The organism is Niallia sp. M35, assembly GCF_050971705.1.
Taxonomy (GTDB): Bacteria; Bacillota; Bacilli; order Bacillales; family Cytobacillaceae; genus Niallia; species Niallia circulans_A.
The window spans coordinates 200636-224686 of sequence record NZ_JBPCEP010000007.1 but is presented as its reverse complement, the minus strand read 5'-3'; the positions used below and the strand labels follow the sequence as shown (position 1 = coordinate 224686).

Annotated in this window: 19 protein-coding genes and 2 other annotated features; of the genes, 5 read left to right on the top strand and 14 right to left on the bottom strand. The window is 35.7% G+C overall.

What is annotated here, in order from left to right:
• Positions 1-14 precede the first annotated feature (14 nt).
• The 9 genes from NiCM35_RS11565 to NiCM35_RS11525 form a co-directional block, all read right to left on the bottom strand.
• Positions 15-2876, bottom strand: coding sequence for an ATP-binding protein (locus NiCM35_RS11565; protein WP_433779575.1), 2862 nt, complete (start codon positions 2874-2876; stop codon positions 15-17).
• On the bottom strand, positions 2866-3231 hold the full coding sequence (locus tag NiCM35_RS11560) for a response regulator (RefSeq protein WP_095330180.1): 366 nt from the start codon (positions 3229-3231) through the stop codon (positions 2866-2868). The genes NiCM35_RS11565 and NiCM35_RS11560 overlap by 11 nt, the downstream gene beginning before the upstream one ends.
• Before the next feature lie 3 nt (positions 3232-3234).
• Positions 3235-6468 (bottom strand): hypothetical protein, encoded by a 3234-nt coding sequence (locus NiCM35_RS11555; protein ID WP_095330181.1) that lies wholly within the window; start codon positions 6466-6468, stop codon positions 3235-3237.
• Positions 6465-7877, bottom strand: coding sequence for a glycosyltransferase family 2 protein (locus tag NiCM35_RS11550; RefSeq protein WP_095330182.1), 1413 nt, complete (start codon positions 7875-7877; stop codon positions 6465-6467). The genes NiCM35_RS11555 and NiCM35_RS11550 overlap by 4 nt, the downstream gene beginning before the upstream one ends.
• Position 7878: 1 nt before the next feature.
• Positions 7879-8916, bottom strand: a complete 1038-nt coding sequence (locus NiCM35_RS11545) for a HEAT repeat domain-containing protein (RefSeq protein ID WP_095330183.1) — start codon at positions 8914-8916, stop codon at positions 7879-7881.
• A gap of 1 nt (position 8917) precedes the next feature.
• Entirely contained in the window at positions 8918-10528 is a 1611-nt protein-coding gene (locus tag NiCM35_RS11540) for a response regulator (RefSeq protein WP_123259213.1), read from the bottom strand.
• Positions 10529-10822: 294 nt separating this feature from the next.
• Entirely contained in the window at positions 10823-11638 is an 816-nt protein-coding gene (gene proC / locus NiCM35_RS11535; protein ID WP_095330185.1) for a pyrroline-5-carboxylate reductase, read from the bottom strand.
• Positions 11639-11730: 92 nt separating this feature from the next.
• Positions 11731-12048: a hypothetical protein gene (locus NiCM35_RS11530; RefSeq protein WP_095330186.1), complete on the bottom strand. Its 318-nt coding sequence runs from the start codon at positions 12046-12048 to the stop codon at positions 11731-11733.
• A 33-nt stretch (positions 12049-12081) separates the two neighbouring features.
• Positions 12082-12303, bottom strand: coding sequence for a helix-turn-helix transcriptional regulator (locus NiCM35_RS11525; RefSeq protein ID WP_095330187.1), 222 nt, complete (start codon positions 12301-12303; stop codon positions 12082-12084).
• A gap of 169 nt (positions 12304-12472) precedes the next feature.
• Between NiCM35_RS11525 and NiCM35_RS11520 the strand changes: the two genes are divergently transcribed.
• Both NiCM35_RS11520 and NiCM35_RS11515 read left to right on the top strand, forming a co-directional pair.
• The gene (locus NiCM35_RS11520) at positions 12473-12862 is read left to right on the top strand and encodes a helix-turn-helix domain-containing protein (RefSeq protein WP_095330188.1); all 390 of its coding nucleotides are present in this window, start codon (positions 12473-12475) and stop codon (positions 12860-12862) included.
• Between the two features lie 73 nt (positions 12863-12935).
• Positions 12936-13358 carry a DUF4395 domain-containing protein gene (locus NiCM35_RS11515; protein WP_095330189.1) on the top strand — a complete coding sequence of 141 codons (423 nt, stop codon included), beginning with the start codon at positions 12936-12938 and terminating at the stop codon, positions 13356-13358.
• Positions 13359-13399: 41 nt separating this feature from the next.
• Here the strand turns inward: NiCM35_RS11515 and thrS are convergent, their stop codons facing one another.
• On the bottom strand, positions 13400-15310 hold the full coding sequence (gene thrS / locus NiCM35_RS11510; RefSeq protein WP_433779569.1) for a threonine--tRNA ligase: 1911 nt from the start codon (positions 15308-15310) through the stop codon (positions 13400-13402).
• Positions 15311-15361: 51 nt separating this feature from the next.
• Positions 15362-15589, bottom strand: a binding site (T-box leader).
• A gap of 37 nt (positions 15590-15626) precedes the next feature.
• Positions 15627-15855 (bottom strand) — a binding site (T-box leader).
• Positions 15856-16078: 223 nt separating this feature from the next.
• Between thrS and desA the strand changes: the two genes are divergently transcribed.
• From desA to NiCM35_RS11495, 3 genes are all read left to right on the top strand, one after another.
• Positions 16079-17110 carry a Delta(5) desaturase DesA gene (gene desA, locus NiCM35_RS11505; RefSeq protein WP_433779567.1) on the top strand — a complete coding sequence of 344 codons (1032 nt, stop codon included), beginning with the start codon at positions 16079-16081 and terminating at the stop codon, positions 17108-17110.
• Between the two features lie 139 nt (positions 17111-17249).
• On the top strand, positions 17250-18383 hold the full coding sequence (locus NiCM35_RS11500; RefSeq protein WP_163186780.1) for a sensor histidine kinase: 1134 nt from the start codon (positions 17250-17252) through the stop codon (positions 18381-18383).
• Entirely contained in the window at positions 18380-18979 is a 600-nt protein-coding gene (locus NiCM35_RS11495; RefSeq protein ID WP_095330192.1) for a response regulator transcription factor, read from the top strand. The genes NiCM35_RS11500 and NiCM35_RS11495 overlap by 4 nt, the downstream gene beginning before the upstream one ends.
• Before the next feature lie 58 nt (positions 18980-19037).
• On the opposite strand, the gene NiCM35_RS11490 is transcribed toward NiCM35_RS11495, so the two are convergent.
• The 4 genes from NiCM35_RS11490 to NiCM35_RS11475 all read right to left on the bottom strand — a co-directional run bounded on the left by NiCM35_RS11490 (position 19038) and on the right by NiCM35_RS11475 (position 23955).
• Positions 19038-19742: a ferredoxin reductase domain-containing protein gene (locus tag NiCM35_RS11490; protein WP_433779564.1), complete on the bottom strand. Its 705-nt coding sequence runs from the start codon at positions 19740-19742 to the stop codon at positions 19038-19040.
• 158 nt (positions 19743-19900) lie between these two features.
• Positions 19901-20815: a class I SAM-dependent methyltransferase gene (locus NiCM35_RS11485; protein WP_123259053.1), complete on the bottom strand. Its 915-nt coding sequence runs from the start codon at positions 20813-20815 to the stop codon at positions 19901-19903.
• A 318-nt stretch (positions 20816-21133) separates the two neighbouring features.
• Positions 21134-22426 (bottom strand): glycoside hydrolase family 140 protein, encoded by a 1293-nt coding sequence (locus NiCM35_RS11480; protein ID WP_303985141.1) that lies wholly within the window; start codon positions 22424-22426, stop codon positions 21134-21136.
• A 110-nt stretch (positions 22427-22536) separates the two neighbouring features.
• Complete coding sequence (locus tag NiCM35_RS11475; RefSeq protein ID WP_371473395.1) at positions 22537-23955, bottom strand: PTS transporter subunit EIIC; 1419 nt, start codon at positions 23953-23955, stop codon at positions 22537-22539.
• Positions 23956-24051: the final 96 nt, after the last annotated feature.

Sequence of the window (24051 nt, the reverse complement as noted above, 5' to 3'; positions counted from 1 at the left end):
TAAAAGCGACTCTTTCACTCTTTATCTTGTTCTGGTACTAATACTTGGCCCACTTTCCCCATCTTTAATAAGGTTTGCATAATGGTTTTAGAAAGTTGGCTAGTTTGATATGGTTTTACGAGATAATCCAGCGCTCCTAATGATAATCCCTTTTCTTTCTCATCTAATGCAGATGATACGATAACCGGAATATTTCTGAGTTTTTCTGATTTTTTGATATGATTCAAGATGTTCCAACCATCAAAATTTTCATCTTCAAGCATGATATCAAGCACCAATGCATCTGGCGGATTCTTTTCTAGCATTCGAATTGCCTCTTGACCATTTTTATAATACACGACTTGGAAGCCGTTATCTTGCAATTCATGAACGATTAATTCCCCCAAGCTAATATCATCTTCTATGACCATGATCGAGTAAGTATGCTTATTTTCTTTAGATGCTTCATCTGAAGTCTCCATTTTATGGACAAGGGGAAAAATAAGTATAAACGTACTTCCCTTCCCATAATCTGATTCTACTACCACTTGGCCATCATGGGCATTCATAATTTCTTGAACAATAGAAAGTCCAAGGCCAGTACCACCAATCTTTCTTCGGTCCGTATTATCGACTCGATAAAACTTCGTAAATAATTTATTGATCTCTGCTTCTGGGATTCCTAAGCCTTCATCTTTAAAAGATACTCGCAGCTGATTATTCTCTTTATAGACATTAATCTCTATTGTCCCTCCATCAGGGGAATACTTAATAGCATTACTTAAAAGATTCGTCAGCACTTGTTCAATCTTCGCTTTATCACCAATAATCATGGTTTCCTCTATCAATTGGTTTATTTCGATTCGATGGGAACTAGTATTAATAGATAGCTTTTCCTTGACTCTCTCTACTATTGGCATTAGATCAATGTATTTCTTCTCATAGGTTTGCTTTCCTGCTTCCATTCGTTGAATGTCTAAGAAATCATTTATTAAGGAAGTGAGCCTCTTCGCTTCACCATATATCGTTTGTAAGTATTTCCTCTGCTTATCCACTTTTAACTCTCGATTAATCATTAATTCTGTAAATCCAAGGATGCTTGCTAACGGTGTTCGCAGCTCATGACTTACTGTGCTTACGAACTCAGACTTCATTCTATCCACTTCATATTCTTTTGTTATATCCCTATAAACAAGGATTGTTCCGAACTTAGTGTTTCCTCTAAAAAGTTCCTCCGCATAAATATTAACTACTCGTCCATCTTTCATGAAAGCACTATAAGAATCCGTCTGTTTTTCCTTAATGGATGCTTCTATATACTGGAGCAATCCTTCCTCATCCATAAAATGAGCTGTTAATGGATGCTTCCATTCATCCCATCCACAGCCAGGATAAAATATTGCTTCCTTCGTGTCCCCAATCATTTCTTCAAGCTTTTCATTCACAAATATTATTTCACCTATTCCACATACTACCTGGATACCCTCTTGAATGGTATTTAAGATATCGTAGTTTAATACACGATCATTTTCTGTTTGCTCAAATAATTCAATTTTATCTAAAGAAATACTAATTTGTTTTGCCAACGCAATAAATTCTTCCTTATCAAACACCGAGAAAGGATCACTAAAACGACTCAGCATCATTACCGCAGCAATTTCATCCTCCGAATTATAGACAGGAATATACAGATCATGTGTAAATCCTTTTTCAAGGTGATAGCCTTTTTCAGCCAATACCATTTCTCTTGTAATAATAAATGGGTCTTTCTCCTTTTTTAGTCGATCAAGCACTCCTTGCCATACATAATTTTTAAATTGCTCTGCTCCTTCTTCGACAATTCCGTAGGATGCATATGCTTGATCCTTTAATAGTAAGATAATTCCTCTGTCTGCCTGTAGAATTGCTGCTAGATGGGTAATAATACTCTCTAACACTTCATTTTTATCTAATGAATTCGAAATACTATTAATTAATTTATTTCTTCGCTTTAATGATTCCCTATTTGCTCTAACTGTCTCTAAGACCTCTTCTAATTCTATTTGTTGTGCATGAAGTTCATCCTGCTGTGCAAGTAATTCCTCATTTTGCGCCAATAAGTTTTGTTCTTTATCTTGAACACTTTGATACATTTGATAAAAAGCAACAGAAAGTTTCCCTATCTCATCAGCTCGCTTCGTGTCTACCTTTATCTGTGCATCATTTCCTTTCGCAATTTCATTTGCCGCAACTGATAAATCGGCTAACGGTTTGCCAATTTTGTTAAATCCAGCCCGTCCTATAAAATAAATAACCATCATAATGAAAATAATATAAACAAGAAAACAGATTTGAAAAATGATGATATTTTTATTGAGTTCATTTACCTTATCATTCAGCTCATTTGTCATCGAGTGTAAATAGTTATTTAACGAACCCTTTATATGATTTATTCGATCTGTTCCCCCATCATCTGAGATTTTTACCACTTTGTCGACTTCTCCTTCATCAAAGTAGTTTAGTGCTTTGGGGAGAATATCTTGAAAATAATAAGAATGAAAATTCACTAATTCTTCTACTAACACTGCATCTTCATCTGTTGTAGCAATAGCTTTTAGCCGTTGAATCAGTTTATTAGTCTTAGCATCCATTTTTAAAGCGGATGATCGCATCTCAGGATTATTAAACGCGAAGTATCCTCTTGCTTCTGAAAGAGCAGTTTCTAGCTTATCTTGTAACTCTCTAGTGATGGATATTTTTTCAAGGATCACTTCTCTTTCTTCTGCATAGCGATTATTCAATTGCTTTTGACTAAGTGCAAGAAAGGCACAGCCAATAAGGAAAAGCAAACTGAAAAAAAACAGTAAAGCTACAAACTGTCTTGATATGCTTTTACCAAAATAATCTTTAATCTTCATTCAATATTTCTCCCACTGTGTCTAATAAAGCAAGCGGACTAAATGGCTTTGCCATAAAGTAATCTGCTCCTGCTCCCTTAATTTCATGTTGCTCACTCGCTTGGCTTTTGGCAGAGAGCATCATAATTTTAAGATGCTCTCTCTCTTTATCTGCTCTTACTTTTTCAATGACTTCTAAGCCTGTAATAATTGGCATCATATAATCAAGGATCAGTAAATCATATTGGTTCTCATGAATTAACTGCAATGCCTCTTCCCCATCTTGCGCTTCATCAACAATATACTCATCTTCCAATGTATCAACTATTAACATTCTTAATACTTCTTCATCTTCTGCTAATAAAATTCTTTTCACCTTTTAATCCCCCAAATTTATTTCTGAAAAGGCATCCTTTAAGAGGTAATATGAAGCCCTTAGGCGTTCATGGTAAGCTGGCATCTCCCATTCCTCCCACGTATACCATTTAGTATCAGCAGCTAGGATTTCATTATATCTATTAAGCTTGGGAAAGGAAGATATTATTTCCTTCTCTCTTTCCATTACTGCTGCGATTTGGATTCCCTTAGCCTGTACACTTTCCTCTAATCCCTTTTGCCACAAATCAGCCATTATCTCCTTCCGGCTTGGATCTTTAATATTCAATAAGGCCCAAGGTATCCGGACTTCAATCGTTTTTTTATCCTTGCTCACGCTTATATCGGTTAAGCTATTAAATTCTTTACTAGCAGGATTTCCATTGCCAAACAGAAGTTGTCCAGTTATATAAGATTGAAATGGTATTTTAGTATCTGGTAGCTCTAATTCCTTATTTAAGGTCAGCCGAATAGGATGAAATACTCCATTATCCTTTTTCTTTGCATAAGCTTCTTCCCTGATCATATGCAAGATAGATCCATAATGATAATGGAAAGAATCATAATAACTATCCACTAATATTTGCGAATTGTGTTCATTCGCTATTTTGACAAGAAAGTCAGCGCCAAATGTTGATTTAATTGTTTCGTTTTTAAGTGAAATCGTTTGTTGGCCTTGCTTCTCAATTGTATTTAACAATAGATAGGTTGTATCTGTTTGTAAGTCTATTGGCTGTTGATAATCAATTCTTAAATTGACCTGCTGTTCATCACTAGTTACATAAATAGATTTTATTCCCTTTTGTGTCATTCTATCTTCATATAAAGGAGAAATGCCGAGTTTTTCCCAGTCCTTTTTCTTTCCATCTATATAAATGGGTGACTCATATTTTCCAGGATCAAAGCTAAGTAAGCCAAAATGCTGTTCATTTGTTTGCAGATTGGACCAATATGGTCTTCTATCAGGATTATCATAATCCATCGTATTCCATGTTCGCTTGAACCATTCATCCTGCCAAGCAAATAGTAGCCCACCTGCATAATTTTCATCGACAATCATTTGAAACATTTCTTTATCGAAATTTCCTTGTTCTTGTTCAGAAAGAAATCCTTGTGTCATTCCATTTACATTCTCATGCGTTTTTCCTCTCGCTGCAGGTACACCAAATTCAGCAATTAGAACTGGCATATCATGCGCTTCTCTTAACTCCTGTAAATAAGCTCCATAATTACTTTGCTTCCCTTGTTTATTTATATAGCTTTTATACGCAGGCTCATAGTTTAAGAAATCTGGATAATACGGATAGACATGGTAGGAAGCAAGGAATCCTGCATGAAAATTCTCTGTTGTCTTTATATGATTGGGATTTACGATAGCCATATCTTCTTTTGGATTCGGCTCATAACGATGTTTAAGCAAGTCCGTTGTTACCCAATTGGTAAAGCTCATTGTATGCTGCCAGTCATATTTATCAACCTCATATTTCACCGTTTCATCCATCTTCTGCGCAAGCCAACTTTCAAAAGGAGAAGCATCTTTTGTTTCAAAGTAAGTGCCATCATAAGAAGCTATGCGTTTATGTTTCTCGTTTGTATTCTTTACTACCTCTGGATCCCATTCGATTCCGATCATAATGCCCAATACATATTTGGATATATCATATGTATACTCACCGGAAGCATGGCCAGGGGCAGCAGCTATAGATGCATTCCCATGAATGATATCTATCATATTCTTCAACTCTCGATCAAAATCATTATCCACTTCCTTCGCGTAAGCATCCTGTTTGTCTAGGAGAGTCTCTTCATTAATCCATGCACCATGAAAAAGATATAAAGGCTCCTCTGCCAACTGATTATACTCATACAATGCTTGATAGAAAGCGGGTGGATGCAAGGTATACACCCTAATTGCATTGGCATGCAAGGCGCCAATATCTTTAAACCAGCGAAAATACTCATCCTTCGTTATCGCCGTTTCTCCTGGAAAACTTCCTGGCTTTGCAATCCCCATATTAACTCCTTTAACAAGGAGATTTGTCCACTTATTATCTTTTAACACTTGAATATACGTATCATCTGTTTTCGTATTTATCTTCAAATGATTCACAGTTGTTATTTCCGCATTCGTACTAGCATGATCTTCGGCATGTAAACCGTTCTTTAAAATCCCTTTCATAATAGGTACATAACTGTTCCAATAAAAGGAGTGGCGATAAGTAATAGAACTTTTCCACATATCTAACCCGACTGTTTTATAAATAGCTGGTACCTCTGCTTCATCTGCATAGTCACCCGCAAAATAATAAGATGTGTATTGTTTATTCTTGTATTGAATGACTGCTGGAAACTGCCTAGGTAAGCCATATTCTGATAAGACTGCTTTCCCTTTTTTATTTACTGGGAGTGTATATGTAGCAAGAATATCAGTTTTATCCTTTGCAGCAACAATATCAAACCAATAACCATAATTCGATATAATAGGTTGATTGAACAAACCCTTTCCTTTATCGGTAGTCGAAAATTGAACCGCTCCGCTATTAAGTTCTTGATCTGACAATACAATGAGATGATCATCGCTATTAATCAAGATTAACCCTGATCCTTTAAATGACCACTTGTCATCATAGATGCGCTCATATCTTTCTTTGACCCATATAGGAATTTCCTCACTTTCCATGTCAGAAAAATATCTGCCAATCCAGCCACTCCATGAAAGTTGGAGAAGATTTGTTATTTTTTCACGAGCTTGATCACTAGTTGGATCTGCAAAGGTATTAAATTCAGCAATCAATGTTTTATTGGTGTTTTGAAGCAAAGCTGACTCTACCCTTTCAACATCTTCTAACGCTAATCCGCCTTCCATATGCTTCGAATTTATTCTGGAAGCATCTTTCTTATCGATTCCATATTGATCTGTCATATATATCACATCATAGGAAGATAAATCTTTTGGCAAATGGGTTAATTGCTTGTGTTTTTCCTTTAGGGGATTAAATCCGACATAATCACGTTGTTTGCTATAAGGAGCATGGTTAGTTTTCACATATTTTTGATTATTCAAGACCCATATCAATCCCGCATGTTCCCGATAGGAGGAATCCGACACTGTTTTATCCATAATTAAGACATTTAATTCCTTTGAATGCTTTAACTGCCAAAGCCAAAAAGGACTTGTTAAAAGTCCTACAACAAAGAGAATAAGTAAAAAGAAAATAATCGATTTATTCCATTTCATTCGGATACTCCTTTACGGCTCATTTCCCCCCAACTCTTATCTCTTCTTATTAATTGCCAAATGCCCTCGCATCGCCAAAAAACAGTTAACGGGCGGTACCAAAAAGATTCTGTCAACGAATAGAAGAACAATGAAATGATATGGGAAACCTTCGGATATTTTCGTAAACTCCATTCTTCTAATAACACTGCTGCCATTGAAAAAATAGAGCCATAAATACAGGAAAGTAATAGAATTAAGATAGCAAATTCTAAATATACGCCTCCAAAAAACAAGGCAATAATCGTATAAACATATCCTAAAAATTCAATGATGGGGCCAAAAAACTCAATTAGCCAGAAGTATGGAAAAGATATGAGCCCGATATTTCCATATTTCGGGTTAAGCGTTAGCTTTCTATGATTCCAAAGACTTTCATATAATCCACGATGCCACCTTCTTCTCTGTCTTCTTAAATATTTTATTTCTTCCGGAACTTCTGTCCAGCAGACTGGGTCTGGCACATAAACAATTTTCTTTTTTTCCTTTGTCTCTTTTAATAAACGATGGATTCGTACAACGAGTTCCATATCTTCGCCGACTGTATTTGTTTGATAGCCTCCAGCCTTTAGGACCCATTTTTTTGAAAAAACACCAAAAGCTCCAGAAATAATTAATAATAAATTATGTCTACTTAATCCAATTCTCCCCATCAAAAAAGCTCTTAAGTATTCGATTATTTGCATAATAACCAAGGGATGGCGAGACAATCCTATCTCGAGGACTTGTCCGTTCTTAATCTTACATCCATTAGCAATGCGTATACTTCCACTTGATGCTATCACTTCTTCATCACTATCCATAATAGGCTTCATTACCTTTAAAAAAGCATCTCTTTCTAAGACTGAATCTCCATCTAATGAACAAATATAAGGAAAATGAGAAAAGTTCAGTCCTGCATTTAAAGCATCTGCTTTTCCGCCATTTTCTTTATCGATTAAATATAATTTTGGCAGCAGCTTTGATTGGTAAATGCCTTTAATAGGCTTTGTCGTAAGTTGTTTCCTGACAACCTTTTCTATATGAACCATCTCATACTGTTCCATCATTTTCTGCAGTGTTTGGTCTATTGATCCATCATTGACAACAATAATTTCGAATTGAGGATAATTAATGCTCAACAAGGACCGTACACTTGGAATGATTCCAGCTTCTTCATTATAAGCTGGAACAATGATAGATACAGGTTTCGTATACCATTCATTTGAAACATCATCAAATGTATCTTCTCTATTTAATTTATATTCCTTTCGAAGCTGAAGCATGGAAATGAAAAGAATAACAGTATAAAACAATATAATGATTATCATATAAACAGCAATAAACGAGGCAAAGATTTGTACAGCAATTGACCACCATTGATAAACCATGCTAATAAACTCCTTTATTTAACCATTCCCTGGCCATATCCTGAGCAAACTTATCCTCTGATTCGTTAATGACTTCTAATAAAATCTCTCTGCCTTTTTTAAAGCTTAGGATGGATTCAGCTGCTTGAGATCGCACCCACCAAGAAGAATCATGAAGAAGCTTTACTAACAAAGGAATATATTTATCGAGGCTACTTCTAGATCCTAATAGTTTGGCAACCATCATTCTTTCCTGCCAAACTTCAGACTCTGCCAAGAGAACGTAATCTTCCATATTTCTCACATAGCCTATTGCAGCTATTGCCTTCAAAGCCCTTAATCTAATCTCTTCCTCATACTTTGCGAAAACATCCTCTAAAAACTGAATGTACTCTACCTTCTTTTTCATGCTTATTACGTCTAAAGTTGCTAATTGTAACGCTTCTCGACAATAATAAAAAGGTTGAATAAGTTTCCTAAAACTCTCAGGCTTTAATCGGAGCAGTATACTACGGTAATTCTTTTCCGTAAGCTCTTCATCCTTATTTATAAGGCTCCAAATGTTATCATATTGAAAGGCTGCTAAAATCCGATAGATTTGGATTTTCTCTTCTTTATGACAATTTCTTTTAGATAATCGACTAATCACCTGGTGTGTCATTTCCTTCATATGAAAATCTTCTATTTTATAAAGTACATTCATCCGTTTACTCCAATATCTAGACTTTATTTCTTTCCGATATTTATCTTTCAAGTAAAAGTCAGCAAGTTCGTGAAGCCGTTCTTCCTCCTGTTCCCCTTCTATTCTCTCAGAAAAATCAGTGAGAACCTGTTCAATTGCCTGCTTGTCTATTCTTGATTGCATTATATCCTTCACTCTTTCCTTCCCCTCCCGAAGATAGGAAAAAATTGGTCCAACCAGCTGCTTTTTTCGCTCATTAATATGGTTATTTTGTCTATTCTCTATTACTTTCCTAATGACTAAATAAGTTAATAAGCATAATAAAGTAGCAAATAAGATGATACTAACAATTTGTAATACTCTTACCTCTTGTTCCAAATTAAATCATCCTCATAATTAACCTTGTTATTCTTGCCTGTAACTCTTTAATACTGAATGGTTTTGTAACATAATCATCTGCACCTAACCGTAATGCTTCCGCAATATCTTGTTCACTTTTTCTGCCAGTCAACATTAAAATATGAGCATTATGCTGATAAGACGTCTTTTTAACAATTTGCAGGAGCTCTAGGCCATCCATTACAGGCATCATTCCATCCAAGATGAGAAAATGCATCCCATTCTCTTGTAATCGCTTGGATTCTAAAAATTGAATCCCATCTTCATATTCTGCGACATTTATGGTAAGGTTATTTATCTCGATGGAATCTAATATATTTTTTAAAATGGAACGAATGAAAGAATCATCATCAACAATCGAAATATTTAATAATTTTTTATTCGCTGCTTCCTTTCTTTTATTGGTGCTTCGAATGCAAGCACGTCCATCTTCCTTGGCTAAATAAAGCGCCTCATCTGCCTTCTCAAGTGCTTTATTTAATGGTATATCATTTGAAATGACTTCAAATACACCAGCAGAAAAGGTCAAAGAAAATTTGCCACCACTTTCTTCGAATTCTATTCCTGAAAAACGCTTCAGCATTCTATTTAATACATCGATAACTTCAGATTCTCCCGCTCGTTGAAAAAGAATGACAAACTCTTCTCCACCAAAACGAAAAAGAGTATCTGTAGTTCGAATATTTATTTTCAAGAATTGGGCAAAAGCTTTTAATACCTTATCCCCTGCAACGTGACCATATGTATCATTGACTCGTTTAAAATAATCAATATCTACAATAGCAATCGTACCAGAAGTTTTTGTCCGAACTGTATCACTAATAAAACGAGTATACGAATCCTTTAAAAACTTGCGATTATATACTTCTGTTAATTCATCAATTAATACAGACTGGTCAAAGATTTTCTTTCGCTCGATATGTCTCTCAATTCGAATCAGAAATTCTTCCATATCGAGTGGCTTTTCCATATAATCATCTGCGCCCTTCTTATATGCAGCTATTCTCTTTTCTCTTGAAGTATCAATACTGCATATAACCTTTGGAACAAATGAGTGTTTTGTATGCATCTGAATATCATCTAAGATATCTAAACCAGTTTTAAATGGCAGGTTAATATCAATAATGATACAATCTGGCTGCATTCTGTAAAATTGCTCAATCGCCTTCTCCGCATTAGAATTTGCCATTACCATCCAGCCTTTACGTTCCAGCATTTCCTTTAAAAAAATCAATAAAGAAACATCATCATCAATTAGCTGAATAAGCGGTACGTCAATATCTCTAAAATCAGGAATTTTATTAATCTCTTCGTGAAAATGCTCGTATTCCTCACAAATATCAAGTAACTCGCTTAAAAAGTTCTTTAATTCAGATTGAATCCAGTCTCCTTCTCTCTCTTCCACCTTTGCCATTAACCCTGAAACTAAATGGAATAACAAATCCAAGTCTAATGTACCAGAAGTACCTTTAATCGTATGCAATAACCGATAGACTTCCTCATTTTTTATGGTCTCTGTTGCTTGTTTATTTAATAATTCATTTAACTGTTGTGTCATCCTCGTAATAAATATTGCTTTATATTTATCCAACACTAAATTCCTCCCGCTTCTTTAACCACACCATTTAAGACTGTTTTGATATTTTTCCCGACATATAAAAATTAATCATAAACTTTTCATCCTAATTATTAGGAAAACCAAAAGATTGCACACAAAAAAACAGACCATTAAACTGGTCTGATTGCTACAATAAATATAACATTTCGATAAATGTGTATAATTAAATTATATTCTTCTTCATTATGAAATTTTTCTTTTATATTATATAAAAGGAAAAAAGAATATAATAGTGAAACATTTCCTAATTTCTACTTTTATTACTTATTAATTTTCCTTCTTCATTCTGCGATTTTTGCGATCGCAGCTTTCCATTGCTGCCAAAATTGTCCCTCTAAATTGATTTTGTTCCAATGCAGTAATTGCTTCAATTGTCGCTCCACCAGGTGTGCATACTTCATCTTTCAATATTCCTGGATGCTTACCTGTTTCTAAGACCATTTTTGCTGCTCCTAAAACAGATTGTGCAGCTAACTTGTAAGCTTTCTCTCTCGGTATTCCACTGCGAACGCCGCCATCTGCCAATGCTTCAATAAACATATAGACATAGGCTGGAGAAGAACCACTAATCGCTGGAATATAGTCCATTAAGTTTTCTTCCACAACTTCTACTTGCCCAAATGCTGCAAACATTTCTATTATAAAAGCAATTTCTGGCTCTGTAACTCTTTCATTTGCACAAAATACCGTCATCCCTTCGCCGACAAGAGAAGGAGTATTTGGCATGGAGCGGATAACCTTTGCATTTTTTGATAACTGTGATTCTATGTATGCCATCTCTATTCCAGCTGCCACTGTAACAATGATTGTTTCATTCTTCACATAGGAGAGAATTTCTTGTAAGACCTCTCCATATAAATGTGGTTTTACTGCAACAATAAGTACATCTGCGAAGCTTGCTACTTTTTTATTATCTAATGTCGTTTCTATATGAAAGGTTTCCCTTACCATTTGCGCGCTTTCCACAGACTTTGTACTAGCCAAAATATCTTCTCTACTCAAAAAAGAAGACTGCAGCATTCCATTTACCATTGCTTGAGCCATTTTTCCACAGCCAATGAAACCAACTTTTCTTTTTTCCACTCTGATCTTCCTCTCATGTTTGTCCTTTTACTCTTACATAGTATGAGAAGAAAATCAACCAATCCATCTAAGCTATTGAGTGTTTAGAATGATTAGCACATCATTTTCGGACCATTTTTTCTTTGATAATACTGCTTAATTTGATCAATTCTGATTGCTTCTTCCATGCATAAATTCCCTTTATCTGCATGAAAAGATATTAAACTAATACCATATTCGATTAAGGAAACAAGAATAATCTCCATTTCCATTCCATCCAGCTTCAAACTACTGTCATTACTGGTTGTTACTTTTTCCTTTACCATTTCTAAAATGAATAGAATTCCTCTGGATGCATTTCGTATACTAAAATCCAATGCTTCTTTTATTAATAAAAGATTTTCCTCGGTTACGTATATTTGCTCCTTCACTTTAAGCCTCCTAATTCACTTGAAATTCTACCCTTATCTCGAACAGTCTTTTACCTTTATATAATCTGGAAGAAAAATCTCATCTGGTGTTTTGGAAAAAATACTAGATATCTGTACTGCTTGCTCATAAGATAATCCTCGTTTACCATTTTCTATTTGCCAATAATAAGACTTTGTAATTCCTAACTTATCAGCCATCATCTGATAGGTATAGCCATATTGCTTTCTTATGATACGCAGCTTATTCCGATGCATTTTTTACACCTCATCTTCCCCATTCTCATTTTTTTCCTTATTAAAATTATACGGTAAACAAGTGGTTTACTTCAATATATAATTCCGAATTTGTTAACAAAAATTCATTATTTACTGTTAGCTAAACGTTAACTTATAATAGAAGTAACGAAATTAGGAGCTGGTTTAGATGAATTTTCCAGAAAGATTGAGACAATTGCGGAAATCTGCCAACATTTCTCAACAAACGCTTGGGAATGCAATGAATGTAACAAAAGTATCTATCTCAGGATACGAAACAGGTAATCGAAAACCTGATACAGATACCTTACAAAAATTAGCAGATTATTTTGATGTAAGCACTGATTACCTCCTAGGTAGATCAGAAGCAAAGGAAACTCGAGCTAGCTATCATAGTAAAGTATCGGATAATAGTATGACGAGTGAAGAAGCAGAGCTGCTAACTCAATTGCAGAAATACCCGACCCTATATAACCATCTTATTAGCAACCCAGAAAAGGCCGTTTCACAGCTATATAGACTCTGGCGTTTCTTAGAGGACGAAAAGCAAAATAAATAAGAGCTTATTAACTTAACAAATTTCTTATAAGAGCGTATAATATACATAATTCTTATAAGAAAGGTTGGTTTTGATGACTAATCTGCTTAAAACAATTCCAGTACCATTAGTCCGAACAAATCAATGGACTATTTTTCTATCTGTATTACTTAGTTTAGTTTTTCAGCAATACTGGATCATGCTAATTCCACTTATCGCAGGACTCTGTGGATTATTATTTCAATGGAATCCTATTATGAAAGCAGCGAGTATCTTTCTAAAAAAACCCATGAAGGAATATCATCAAGAGGATTGGGATCAGCAGCAATTTAACCAGATAATTGCTGTAGTATGCTTGGCAATAGGTTCCCTTTCCTTTTTCTTAGATTGGAATGTTCTTGGCTATATCTTTTCTATTATAGTTGGGCTTTCTTCGATTATTGCCATACTAGGTTTTTGTATTGGTTGCTTTATCCGGTTTCAATGGAAAAAATATCAGTATAAGCGGAGCTTATAATATAAAGGGGATTCAATCAAATTCGATTGAATCCCCGATTTTTATAAGCTTCTTTCTATTATTTGCATTTCGATCATTTGTTTAAACGCTTCTAAAGTAAAACCTTTTGACTGCTCTTCTCCATATTTTCTCACATTTACAGCATTTTGTTCCTTTTCTTTATCCCCTAATACAAGCAAATAGGGAATCTTTTGCATTTGTCCTGCCCGGATTTTATACCCTAACTTTTCATTGCTGTCGTCTATCTTTACTCTTACTCCTGCTTCTTTTAAAACCGCTTGAACTTCTAGACAATAATCTAGATGAACATTGGATACCGGAATAATTTCCACCTGCACTGGTGCAAGCCAAATAGGAAAGGCACCTGCAAAATGTTCAATTAATATGCCAAAGAATCGATCAAGCGACCCATAGATAGCACGGTGAATAACAACTGGACAGACTTTTTCATTGTTTTCGTTGATATAGGCTAAGTTAAAGAGCTTTGGCATTTGAAAATCAAGCTGAATTGTTGCACATTGATGGCTTCTTTTTAAAGCATCCTTTATATGAAAATCAATTTTCGGACCATAAAATGCGCCATCACCTTCATTAAGAATATAATCTATTTTTAGCTGTTCTAAAACATTTCTTAATGCTCCCTCTGCTAATTCCCAAATGTCATCCCCATCCAATGAATCTTCTGGTCTAGTAGACAGCTCTACAGTGTATGCAAATCCAAAAGTACGGTAAACTTTATCGATTAACTGAAAAATGCTTTTAATCTCTGCTTCTATTTGATCTTCTCTTACAAACAGATGGGCATCATCCTGGCAAAATGTACGAACACGTAACATTCCGTTTAGTGCACCACTATATTCATGACGATGTACCTGCCCAAATTCCGATAAGCGAATCGGCAAATCGCGATAGGAATAGAGACTATTTTTGAAGATAAGCATATGTCCTGGACAATTCATTGGCTTTAACGCAAACTTTTGTTCATCCACTTCGGAAAAGTACATGTTTTCATGATAATGATCCCAGTGGCCTGATTGCTTCCACATTCGCTCATTCATCATTAAAGGAGTTCTTACTTCTTCATAATCCGCCTCGCCTTGAAGCTCTCTCGAAAATTGCTCTAATTCATTGCGAATGATTTGTCCTTTCGGTAAATAAAACGGCATGCCAGGCGCTTCTTCTGAGAACATAAACAGCTCTAATTGCTTTCCTAGCTTCCGATGGTCTCGTTTGGCTGCTTCTTCGATCATTTCTAAGTAATCTGCTAATTGCTGATGACTAGAAAAGGCAACACCGTACACACGTTGCAATACTTCCCTCTCACTGTCCCCTCTCCAGTAGGCACCAGATACACGCATTAATTTAAAAGCTTTAATAAAACCAGTCGAAGGAAGATGAGTGCCACGGCATAAATCAATAAACTCTCCCTGCTGATAAAGGGAAATCGATTCATTGCTTGGTATAGTCTCTAAGAGCTCCAATTTAAATATCTCTTCTTTCTCTTCAAAAAGCTGTTGCGCTTCCTCGAACGATACTTCTTTGCGAGTAAAAGGAAGGTTTTCCTTGATAATTTTCTTCATCTCTTTTTCAATGGCTTGCAAATCATGGGAAGTTAAACTGTGAGCAAGCTTCATATCATAATAAAAACCATCCTCTACCACTGGTCCAATTGCTAACTGTACATTGGGATACAATCGTTTGATTGCTTGTGCCATGACGTGGGCGCTGGAATGGCGCATAATCGATACCCCTTCATCCGAATCTATTGTGATGATTGCTAAATGTACATCCTCTTCTATTTGATGACTCATATCTACAAACCATTCGTCATTGATCTTTGCTCCAACTGCTTTCTTCTTTAAGCTCACACTAATAGACTCCGCAATTTCCGCGACTGTGCTTCCTTTTGGATATTCCTTCATACTCCCATCCGCTAATACTACCTTAATCATTTTGTTCACTCCTTATAATTTTTGGTAACAAAAAAAACACTCGTCCCTACTGAAAGGGACGAGTGTTTTAACCCGTGGTTCCACCCAAATTCCCATAAAAAAACACAGTGGTTTTCTTATGGCTTGGTGCAGTAACGCTGCATACACGATATTGACTACTTCTCGTTCACCAATATAGCTCAAAGGTGGTAAATTATTTTCCTTTGCTAGGAAGTTCACACCTATTCTTCCCTCTCTGATAACAGTAAAAATAATTCATGTCCTTTTCATCGCCTATTATGAAATTGTAAAAACAAAAAACGCACTCATCCCTAATGAAAGGGACGAGTGCGTTTACCCGTGGTTCCACCCAAATTCCCATGAAAAATACACAGTGTTTTTCATGGCTTGGTACAATAACGTTTGCATCTACGGTATTGGATACTATAAATTCCCCAATACGGCTCAAAGGTGGTAAGATACTTATTCTGCGTTAGGAAGTTTTCAGCAATTCTTCCCTCTCTGGAAACCGAAATAGTAGCTCATGTCCTTATCAAAGCTTTTTATAATCAATTTTTTAAATATTCTATTACAAAGTGTAAAATTATGCAACCTTATTTTTTATTTTATTTATCTCTTTATGCTTTCCTCTTTCGTTTACAGGACTTTTTGAAGCGAGAAAAATCGCTATATGACAAATGTCATATAGCGAGCATGACATGTATGTCTGCCAATTTAATTGGTACATATTTATACTATAGATATCCATTAAGAGAAGGGAAATTAAAAATGAATATAAAAAACTTAAAACAATTAAGAACTGCTGTAGCACCATTTGAGAAATCCACTGTAAGTATTAGCATCTTGCAGCTTACCAACACTATTTTGCCCTTTGTTTTACTTTGGTTTGCTGCATATAAAAGCTTAAGTATTTCTTATCTGTTAACCCTTGTGTTCGCAATTGCCGCCGCAGGATTTTTAGTAAGGATTTTTATCATTTTTCACGATTGCTGTCACTTTTCTTTCTTTAAAAACCGTAAAGCCAACAAGGTTTTAGGAACGATTACTGGTATCTTAACCTTATTCCCCTATAGCAAATGGCAGCATAGCCATTCTATTCACCACGCAACAAGCAGTAACCTGGATAAACGAGGAGTCGGCGATTTATGGATGATGACGATAGAAGAGTACGAAAATGCCTCTTTAATGGTAAAAATCCAATATCGTTTGTACCGTAATCCGTTCATCATGTTTATACTAGGACCAATTTATGAATTTCTTTTAGCAAACCGCTTCAACCGTAAAGGAGCCAGATCGAAGGAAAGACTAAATACGTATATAACGAATATGGCGATTGTATTATTGGCTGTGCTTCTTGGCAGTACACTTGGCTGGTCATCTTTCTTGCTTGTACAGCTGCCGATTTTTCTTATATCCGGCTCTGTTGGCGTTTGGCTGTTTTATGTACAGCATACTTTTGAAGACACGTACTTTGAGGAAGATAAAAATTGGGATTATGTAAAGGCTGCTGTAGAAGGAAGCTCCTTCTATCACCTTCCAAAATGGATGCAGTGGCTGACTGGCAATATCGGCTATCACCATGTTCATCATTTAAGTCCAAGGGTTCCTAATTACAATTTAGAGCAGGTCCATAAACAGACAGAGCCTCTGCAAAATGTTCCAACGATAACATTTGCAAGCAGTCTTCGATCTTTAAAGTTCCGTTTATGGGATGAAAAAGACAAAAAATTTATCAGCTTTTATGAATGGAAGAAGCAAAAGAAATCCCTTGCCATGTCTGCAAGATCAGAAATGCAATAAATAAAAGCTTCTATCAGCCGGGTCCACTATAGATTCCGTTTGCATTAAGCAACTATCTGAGCAGCAATTAGGCCATTAATTGCTGCTCCATTATGTTAAAATGAATAAATAACAGTCAATAAAACGAGGTTAGAAACTGATGATGAAAAGATTAGAGGTTTTAAAAAAAAGCACGGGGATCTCTCCTTATATTTGGACATTGCTTACCATTTTGCCATTTTATTTCATATTCCATGCCTCTTCTGCAGTTGATGTAATATCAGGCATCATCCTTACCATTTTATTTTTTATTTTTTATAGAATTGCTTATCTGTCAAAAGGCTGGACAATCTATTTATGGCCGTCCTTATTAATCGGAATCTCTACCTTTGCTATTTATACATACAGCTATGTGTATTTTTCCTTTTTTCTTTCCTATTTTATTGGCAATATTAAAAAGCGGATTCCTTTTTTTATCCTTTATTTTATCCACTTGGCAGTTACTACATTTGCCATTTACTTCAAAATTATAATAGGCGATGCCTTGCTGATAAAGCAGCTGCCTTTTGTACTGATCATCTGGTTCGGCGTAATTCTATTGCCATTGAATATTCAGAACCGCAAAGAGAAAGATCAGCTACAGGAACAACTAGAAGATGCGAATAAACGTATTTCACATTTAGTTAAACTCGAAGAAAGACAGCGAATTGCCAGAGATCTTCATGATACTCTCGGCCAAAAGCTATCTCTTATTGGCTTAAAAAGTGATTTAGCAAGAAAACTTATCTATAAAGATCCGGAACAAGCCCGCATAGAACTGAAAGATATTCAGCATACTTCACGATCAGCGCTGAACGAAGTCCGAAAAATGGTCTCTGAAATGCGCGGCATACGATTAAAAGACGAGCTTCTTCTTGTCCAAAAAATATTAGGTGCGGCAGAGATAAGCCTGACATGCGATATAGCTTCCAATCTAAGAATTTCATCGATTGCAGAAAATATTATCAGCATGTGCCTAAAAGAGGCTGTTACTAATGTGGTTCGACATAGTAATGCCACCGCTTGCTCTATAAGCATCAACCAGAATAAAAAAGAAACAGTCATGGAAATTAAAGATAATGGAAGCACTCCTTTTCAAGAAGAAAATATGCACAAAGGAAACGGACTAGCGGGCATGAGAGAAAGATTAGATTTTATCAATGGTACTTTAGAAATTAGTGCCGAGGAGGGAACGATCGTAAAAATTGCGGTTCCACGGGATGGAAAAATAATAGAAAAGGAGGAATTAATATGATCCGCATTGTCATTGCCGAAGACCAGCGCCTGCTTTTAGGTGCTTTAGGTTCATTGCTTGATTTAGAAGACGATATCACGGTTGTCGGCAAAGCAAACAATGGAGAAGAAGCTATTCAGCTAGTCAAGGAAAAGAATCCAGATATTTGTATAATGGATATTGAAATGCCTGCTAAAACGGGTTTAGAAGCAGCGGAAGAACTTATGAGCCACCCTTGCAAAGTCATTATCTTAACTACTTTTGCAAGATCTGGTTATTTCCAGCGCGCATTGAAGGCTGGCGTATCTGCCTATTTGCTCAAGGACAGTCCTAGCGACGATTTAGCCAATAGCATCCGCAGTGTAATGGAAGGAAAAAGAATTTACGCACCAGAATTGGTTGATGATGTTTACAAAGAAGAAAATCCTCTTACTGAACGGGAAAAAGAAGTTCTGATGCTTGTTGCGAACGGCAAAAACACAAAAGAAATCGCCCAAGAGCTCTCCATTAAAACAGGCACTGTAAGAAACTATATCAGCATGATACTTGATAAACTCGAAGTAAAAAACCGCATAGAAGCTATCACTAGATTTAAGGAAAAAGGATGGTTTAAATAGAAAAGGACTGGCTTTCCAGTCCTTTTCTATTTAAAGTAGATTTCTATCCATAGCCAATTTACCGAGCAAGAAACTTAGGCAGCTGATCTTCACGTTTATCGAGCATAATCTGTTCTGGCTTGATGCCCTGTTCATGCAATACTTCAATGTTCTGCATCAAGAAGTCGTCGCTGCCAACAACATAGAATAGACCATCCCTGTCTGCAGCTAAATTTTTCACTTCTTCATAATAATCATTACGGTTATCGACAAACTGGGCTTCAAACTTTTTGTCAGGTACAGATGTAAAAATATCTGTAAATAAAAAGGCTTTTGATGAATCAATATTCAAAGAATGAATGTGAGTGACGTTGTCAGCGCGTTCCAAATAATCCAGTACAATCGGTCTAAAAGTTGCCAGCCCAACACCTGAGGATAGCAGATAAACATTTTTGTTTTCTCTTTTAAGCGGTAAGTTTGAATGTGTTTTAAAGATTGCGACTTCATTGCCTACTTCAAGATTTCTTAAAATCGATTTAAATTCTGAGCATTGCTCTCTAATGCGCGTTGTTATGCCGATTACATTTTCCTGTGGTAAAGAAGAGATAGACATATGACGAATCAAACTGCGATTTGGTTTGTCTCCGGCATTGAAACCTCTCAAAGCGAAATGTGTGTGGGAACCTTCTTCCCATGTAAAGTCTTGCGGACGGTCAAGCAAGTAAGTTTTAACCTCTGGGTTTTCCTCAACAATCTTATTTATTTTCGTCCAGTATATTTGCATGCTATATTCTCCTCTACATTATCGGTATCGTACTATCTACTATACAACAAATGATAATTATTCTCAATTATAAAGAGAACTTTTATAAAGAAAAACAAAAATCCTTACCCGATTGTCATAAATAGGACCGGATAAGGATTGGTAAGATGAGAACATTATTAATTTTTCACTGCATGTATATAGTGAATGGTTTCAAATGCTTGCAGGTTATCATCCCGATCAGAAAAAAACTGCTGTTGAATTTCTTGTGGTGATAGATGTTCATAAATTAATAACTGCTCATTAGCAAGTAAATCTTCTAATTCTGCAAGAGAAGCAGCAAACTTCATTGGTTCTCCGGCAGCTTGTGCCATCTGGACCATATTTTGCACACGATTAAAAATACCAGGTTCTGTAAACAAACCCTCATCGGCAAAATCAAAAATAATTGAACTTCCTTTTGAAAGGTCTTTAAAGAAGGCATGCAGCAACTGTTGAAGCACATCTTTTGTTAAATAATAAGATACCCCAAGTAAACTAAAAACTGTTTTCTTAGACAGGTCCAATCCTGCCGCAGCTAGTTTTTCTAACGAAAGCTCTTTCGTGAAATCCATTGCTACAAACTTTAAATGGGAAGGAATTTCATAGCCTGCTTGCTCTAACCGTTCTATCTTAAATTTTTGTGTGGATGGGTGGTCAACTTCATATACAGTAACATTTGGTAATGTATCATGACGCCAAGCAAAAGTATCTAAACCTGCACCCATAATGACATATTGTTCCGCCCCGTGCTGGCATTCGTTCCGTACAACATTTTCTGCGTAGGCCGCTCTAGCAAGTGGTGTTGGTGATAGTTGAATTTGTGTAACCCACTTTAATATTGCGTCCTGATCACCTTTAAATTTTTCAGCCATTTCAGAACTAAAAAAAGTAATGCCATTAGACATATTTGCTGCAATGGCTTGATATTCTTCTGGTGATAAGAAATCTTGCGCTATATAATCATTGAATATAATCGGGCAGTCCTCTTTCACATGATATGCTCGACTAAATGCTGAAACTAAAGAAGTTAAACTTGATTCATTATTCTTCATCGCTAACACCCCAAAAAAAAAAGATTCCCCCCGGCCAGGAGAATCTTATTATATCAGCAATGTTTATTATTGTGAATTATAGCACAAATTGATTTTTTTGTCAAATATTTCAACTTGTTTTATAACTACTTTCCAGAAAATACCTTTAAAACAAAAGAAGTAAATAAAAGTGCGCATCTCATATACTACTTGGATTTAGACACTTCTTTTAGTACTGACCTCTCATTCCCAACGCAGACAAGGACTTTTCCAAACAATAGAGTTTTGTTTAGCACTTTTTTATACGCCGTTTTATTCCTAACTCTCAAAACTATCCCATTAGCTTCCCGGCTTTTTCTCCCCAATAATTACAACATCTGCTTCAAAATTATGCATTCCAATAACGGTTATATTATCTTTAAAGGAAACATGCGCTTCTGCAAATCTTCTTTGCTCTAAATCTATTATGGTGAATTCATAGTTTTCTAATAGCTTATTTAATTTCAAGGTAGTGTTAACCGGCATATAAATAGCTATCTTATTTAAGCCTGCAGTACTCGCAACCCTAATTTCTTCTGTATTTTTTAACACAATATCCAATGGCTGCAGATCATGGAGACTAAATAATTTAAATATTTTTTTTGCAAAAGCATAATCCCACGCACCTTCAAATTTCACTGCGTCTCTCCAATCAAAAGGCTTATCAAATGCCTCACCAACTAAGCCAAATCCTTTCCCTTTCTTGTGCCAGCTCCATATACCATGGGCTCCGTATGTAATCCCTGCTTCTGCTCCTGATAATAAACTTTGCCACGCTGCCTTTCTCACATCAAATCTAGTAAATCTTCCGTATAAATTTCTGCTATAACCCATTTGCTCGTAACATGGTTCTGAATTAATAGAAGGTCTTTTTACCGGCTTATTACTAAACTCTTCTGCGAGCTGGTAAGACATACTTTGAAACTGAATATTATGACCAGATTGAAACATATAAAAATCCAAATTATCACTATATAGTAGCTCATCAGGTATTTCCATTAGTCTCCCTCTAACATGTAAAGTAGTTAAACATTGAGGGCTTAACTTTTTAATGGTATTTAAGGCTAAAGAATAATAGGTAATAGTAAGTTCAGTGGGAAAATCAGTATCCCCACTTACTAAATAAATAGGATTATACTTAGAAAATTTTCCATCGACGTATGTTACGTAATCTTCGACTACATCTAAAGGCATATTATTCACACTACTAATTTCTGACCCCCAAGTTTCTGGTACATAGTTACACCATAATAAAACCAATGCAGGAACAAATCCTTTCTCAACTGCCATTTGCACCATTTTTTCAGCTCGCTCAAAGTATGCTTCATTTCTCTTGGAAAAGTCGAATGATCCATCTTTTTTATATTCGAATGGCTTCATATTTAACTCAGTTTCACTCGCATCCCACTGTTGAAGAATATTAATTTGAAGTACATTAAACCCTTGAGTCTTTCTAAGCTCAAGATAATCATTCCACTCTTCTAAAGCTGCATTAGTAAAGGCACTCCAAACCGTATCTGCCAGATAAAAAAACTTTTCCCCATTGGTTGTTTCCAAGCATTTTTTATTCTCCGCAACTCTTAATTTAAACAATTGATTCCCCTCCAAATTAAATAGTAAAGAGAAAATAGTTTCATTACTATTTTCTCTCTCGACTTTGTTAAATCGCAATTCTATTACCCTACTAAATCCATTTTATATGATTATAGATTACTCTCACTGGTTACTGCAGACTTCTCTTTCGCTGGTTTAGTACTCACTTTTTTGGAATAGCCAAATAAGAAAGTTAGTACAAAAGCGGTTACTAGAGCTGCAAGCAACGAAACAGCAAAGCCATAAAATTCAGAACTGATTCCGTCTGGATCAATAAACATCGGTATCCCAAAAACTCCCCCTGATGCAAATCCTCCATACATCTTTGCACTAAAGAAGCCAGCAATTGCACCACCAACGCCACCGCCGATACACGCCATAATAAACGGCTTCTTCAGTGGTAAGTTAACTCCATAGATGGCAGGCTCTGTAATTCCTAAAAATCCTGAGATGGTGGCAGTGGTTGATAACGATTTCATTTTTGTTTCTTTTGTTCTTAAGGAAACAGCTAAAGCTGCTCCAGTTTGAGCAAATACAGTACAATACAGTAATGCATTTATAGGATCAAATCCTAATGTAGTGATATTATTGATAAATATTGCGATAAAGGCCCAATGCAGTCCAAACATTACTGCAATTTGCCAAATTCCCGCTAATAGTAATCCCGCAATAACAGGGCTTAATGAGTATACAACCATCGCTCCCTTAGCTAATAATTCACTTGCATATACAGAAACTGGTCCAATTATAATAAAAGATAATGGAACAATTATGACAGTAATAAATAAAGGAACAAATATCAATTGCAATGATTTAGGAATTACTTTCAGCAGCACTTTTTCTAATTTAGCTGTTAAAAACGAAGCTAGTATGATCGGAATAACCGATTGCGTATAATTCATAAGGATAACGGGAATCTGAAGAAAACTTAATGCTTCCCCTGCATTATAGATTTCAATCATTGTCGGATAAACAAGAGCTGCACCAATAGTTGCTGTAATATAAGAATTCGTTTTAAACACTTTACCAGCTGAAAAACCCAACAGGATAGGCATAAAATAGAAGAATGCATCAGATGCGGCGAATAAGATCTTATATACTCCCATTTCTTCATCTATCCATCCAACCACCGTCAGCGCTACCAAAAATCCTTTTAGAATCCCAGCAGCTGCCATCGCTCCCATTACAGGCATAAATATACCAGAAATAAGGGACACAAATTTGCTAAACAAACCTTTTTTTTCTTCCGATTCTTCCGTAGCCTCTACATTTTGAGAAGTTCCTCCCCCAATTAAATTGACCACTTCTGCATATACAATAGGAACTTGATCACCAATCACTACCTGGTATTGCCCTCCGCTAATAACCACGGTCATAACACCATCCATATCTTTGATGACTTCAGTATTTGCAAGTGATTGATCCTTTAGATTAAATCTTAACCGTGTTACACAGTGTATAACACTATTGATATTTTCTTTCCCGCCCACCTCTTGAACAATCTTCTTAGCAAGTGCTCCATAATTCATTTTTTGGCCTCCAATCAACATTATCCTAACTAGTTAATTAAATAACATGCATTTAAAAATTGGGGATACAACAAGAACCTCAAATAGATTGTAAGA

What these genes read in the sequence shown, in the direction of transcription:
- NiCM35_RS11550 (WP_095330182.1), bottom strand. Translation starts at nt 7,877, where the DNA reads ATGGTTTATCAATGGTGGTCAATTGCTGTACAAATCTTTGCCTCGTTT.
- NiCM35_RS11565 (WP_433779575.1), bottom strand. Translation starts at nt 2,876, where the DNA reads ATGAAGATTAAAGATTATTTTGGTAAAAGCATATCAAGACAGTTTGTA.
- NiCM35_RS11555 (WP_095330181.1), bottom strand. Translation starts at nt 6,468, where the DNA reads ATGAAATGGAATAAATCGATTATTTTCTTTTTACTTATTCTCTTTGTT.
- NiCM35_RS11495 (WP_095330192.1), top strand. Translation starts at nt 18,380, where the DNA reads ATGATCCGCATTGTCATTGCCGAAGACCAGCGCCTGCTTTTAGGTGCT.
- NiCM35_RS11525 (WP_095330187.1), bottom strand. Translation starts at nt 12,303, where the DNA reads ATGCATCGGAATAAGCTGCGTATCATAAGAAAGCAATATGGCTATACC.
- NiCM35_RS11475 (WP_371473395.1), bottom strand. Translation starts at nt 23,955, where the DNA reads ATGAATTATGGAGCACTTGCTAAGAAGATTGTTCAAGAGGTGGGCGGG.
- desA (WP_433779567.1), top strand. Translation starts at nt 16,079, where the DNA reads ATGAATATAAAAAACTTAAAACAATTAAGAACTGCTGTAGCACCATTT.
- NiCM35_RS11485 (WP_123259053.1), bottom strand. Translation starts at nt 20,815, where the DNA reads ATGAAGAATAATGAATCAAGTTTAACTTCTTTAGTTTCAGCATTTAGT.
- NiCM35_RS11500 (WP_163186780.1), top strand. Translation starts at nt 17,250, where the DNA reads ATGATGAAAAGATTAGAGGTTTTAAAAAAAAGCACGGGGATCTCTCCT.
- NiCM35_RS11490 (WP_433779564.1), bottom strand. Translation starts at nt 19,742, where the DNA reads ATGCAAATATACTGGACGAAAATAAATAAGATTGTTGAGGAAAACCCA.
- thrS (WP_433779569.1), bottom strand. Translation starts at nt 15,310, where the DNA reads ATGATTAAGGTAGTATTAGCGGATGGGAGTATGAAGGAATATCCAAAA.
- NiCM35_RS11520 (WP_095330188.1), top strand. Translation starts at nt 12,473, where the DNA reads ATGAATTTTCCAGAAAGATTGAGACAATTGCGGAAATCTGCCAACATT.
- NiCM35_RS11515 (WP_095330189.1), top strand. Translation starts at nt 12,936, where the DNA reads ATGACTAATCTGCTTAAAACAATTCCAGTACCATTAGTCCGAACAAAT.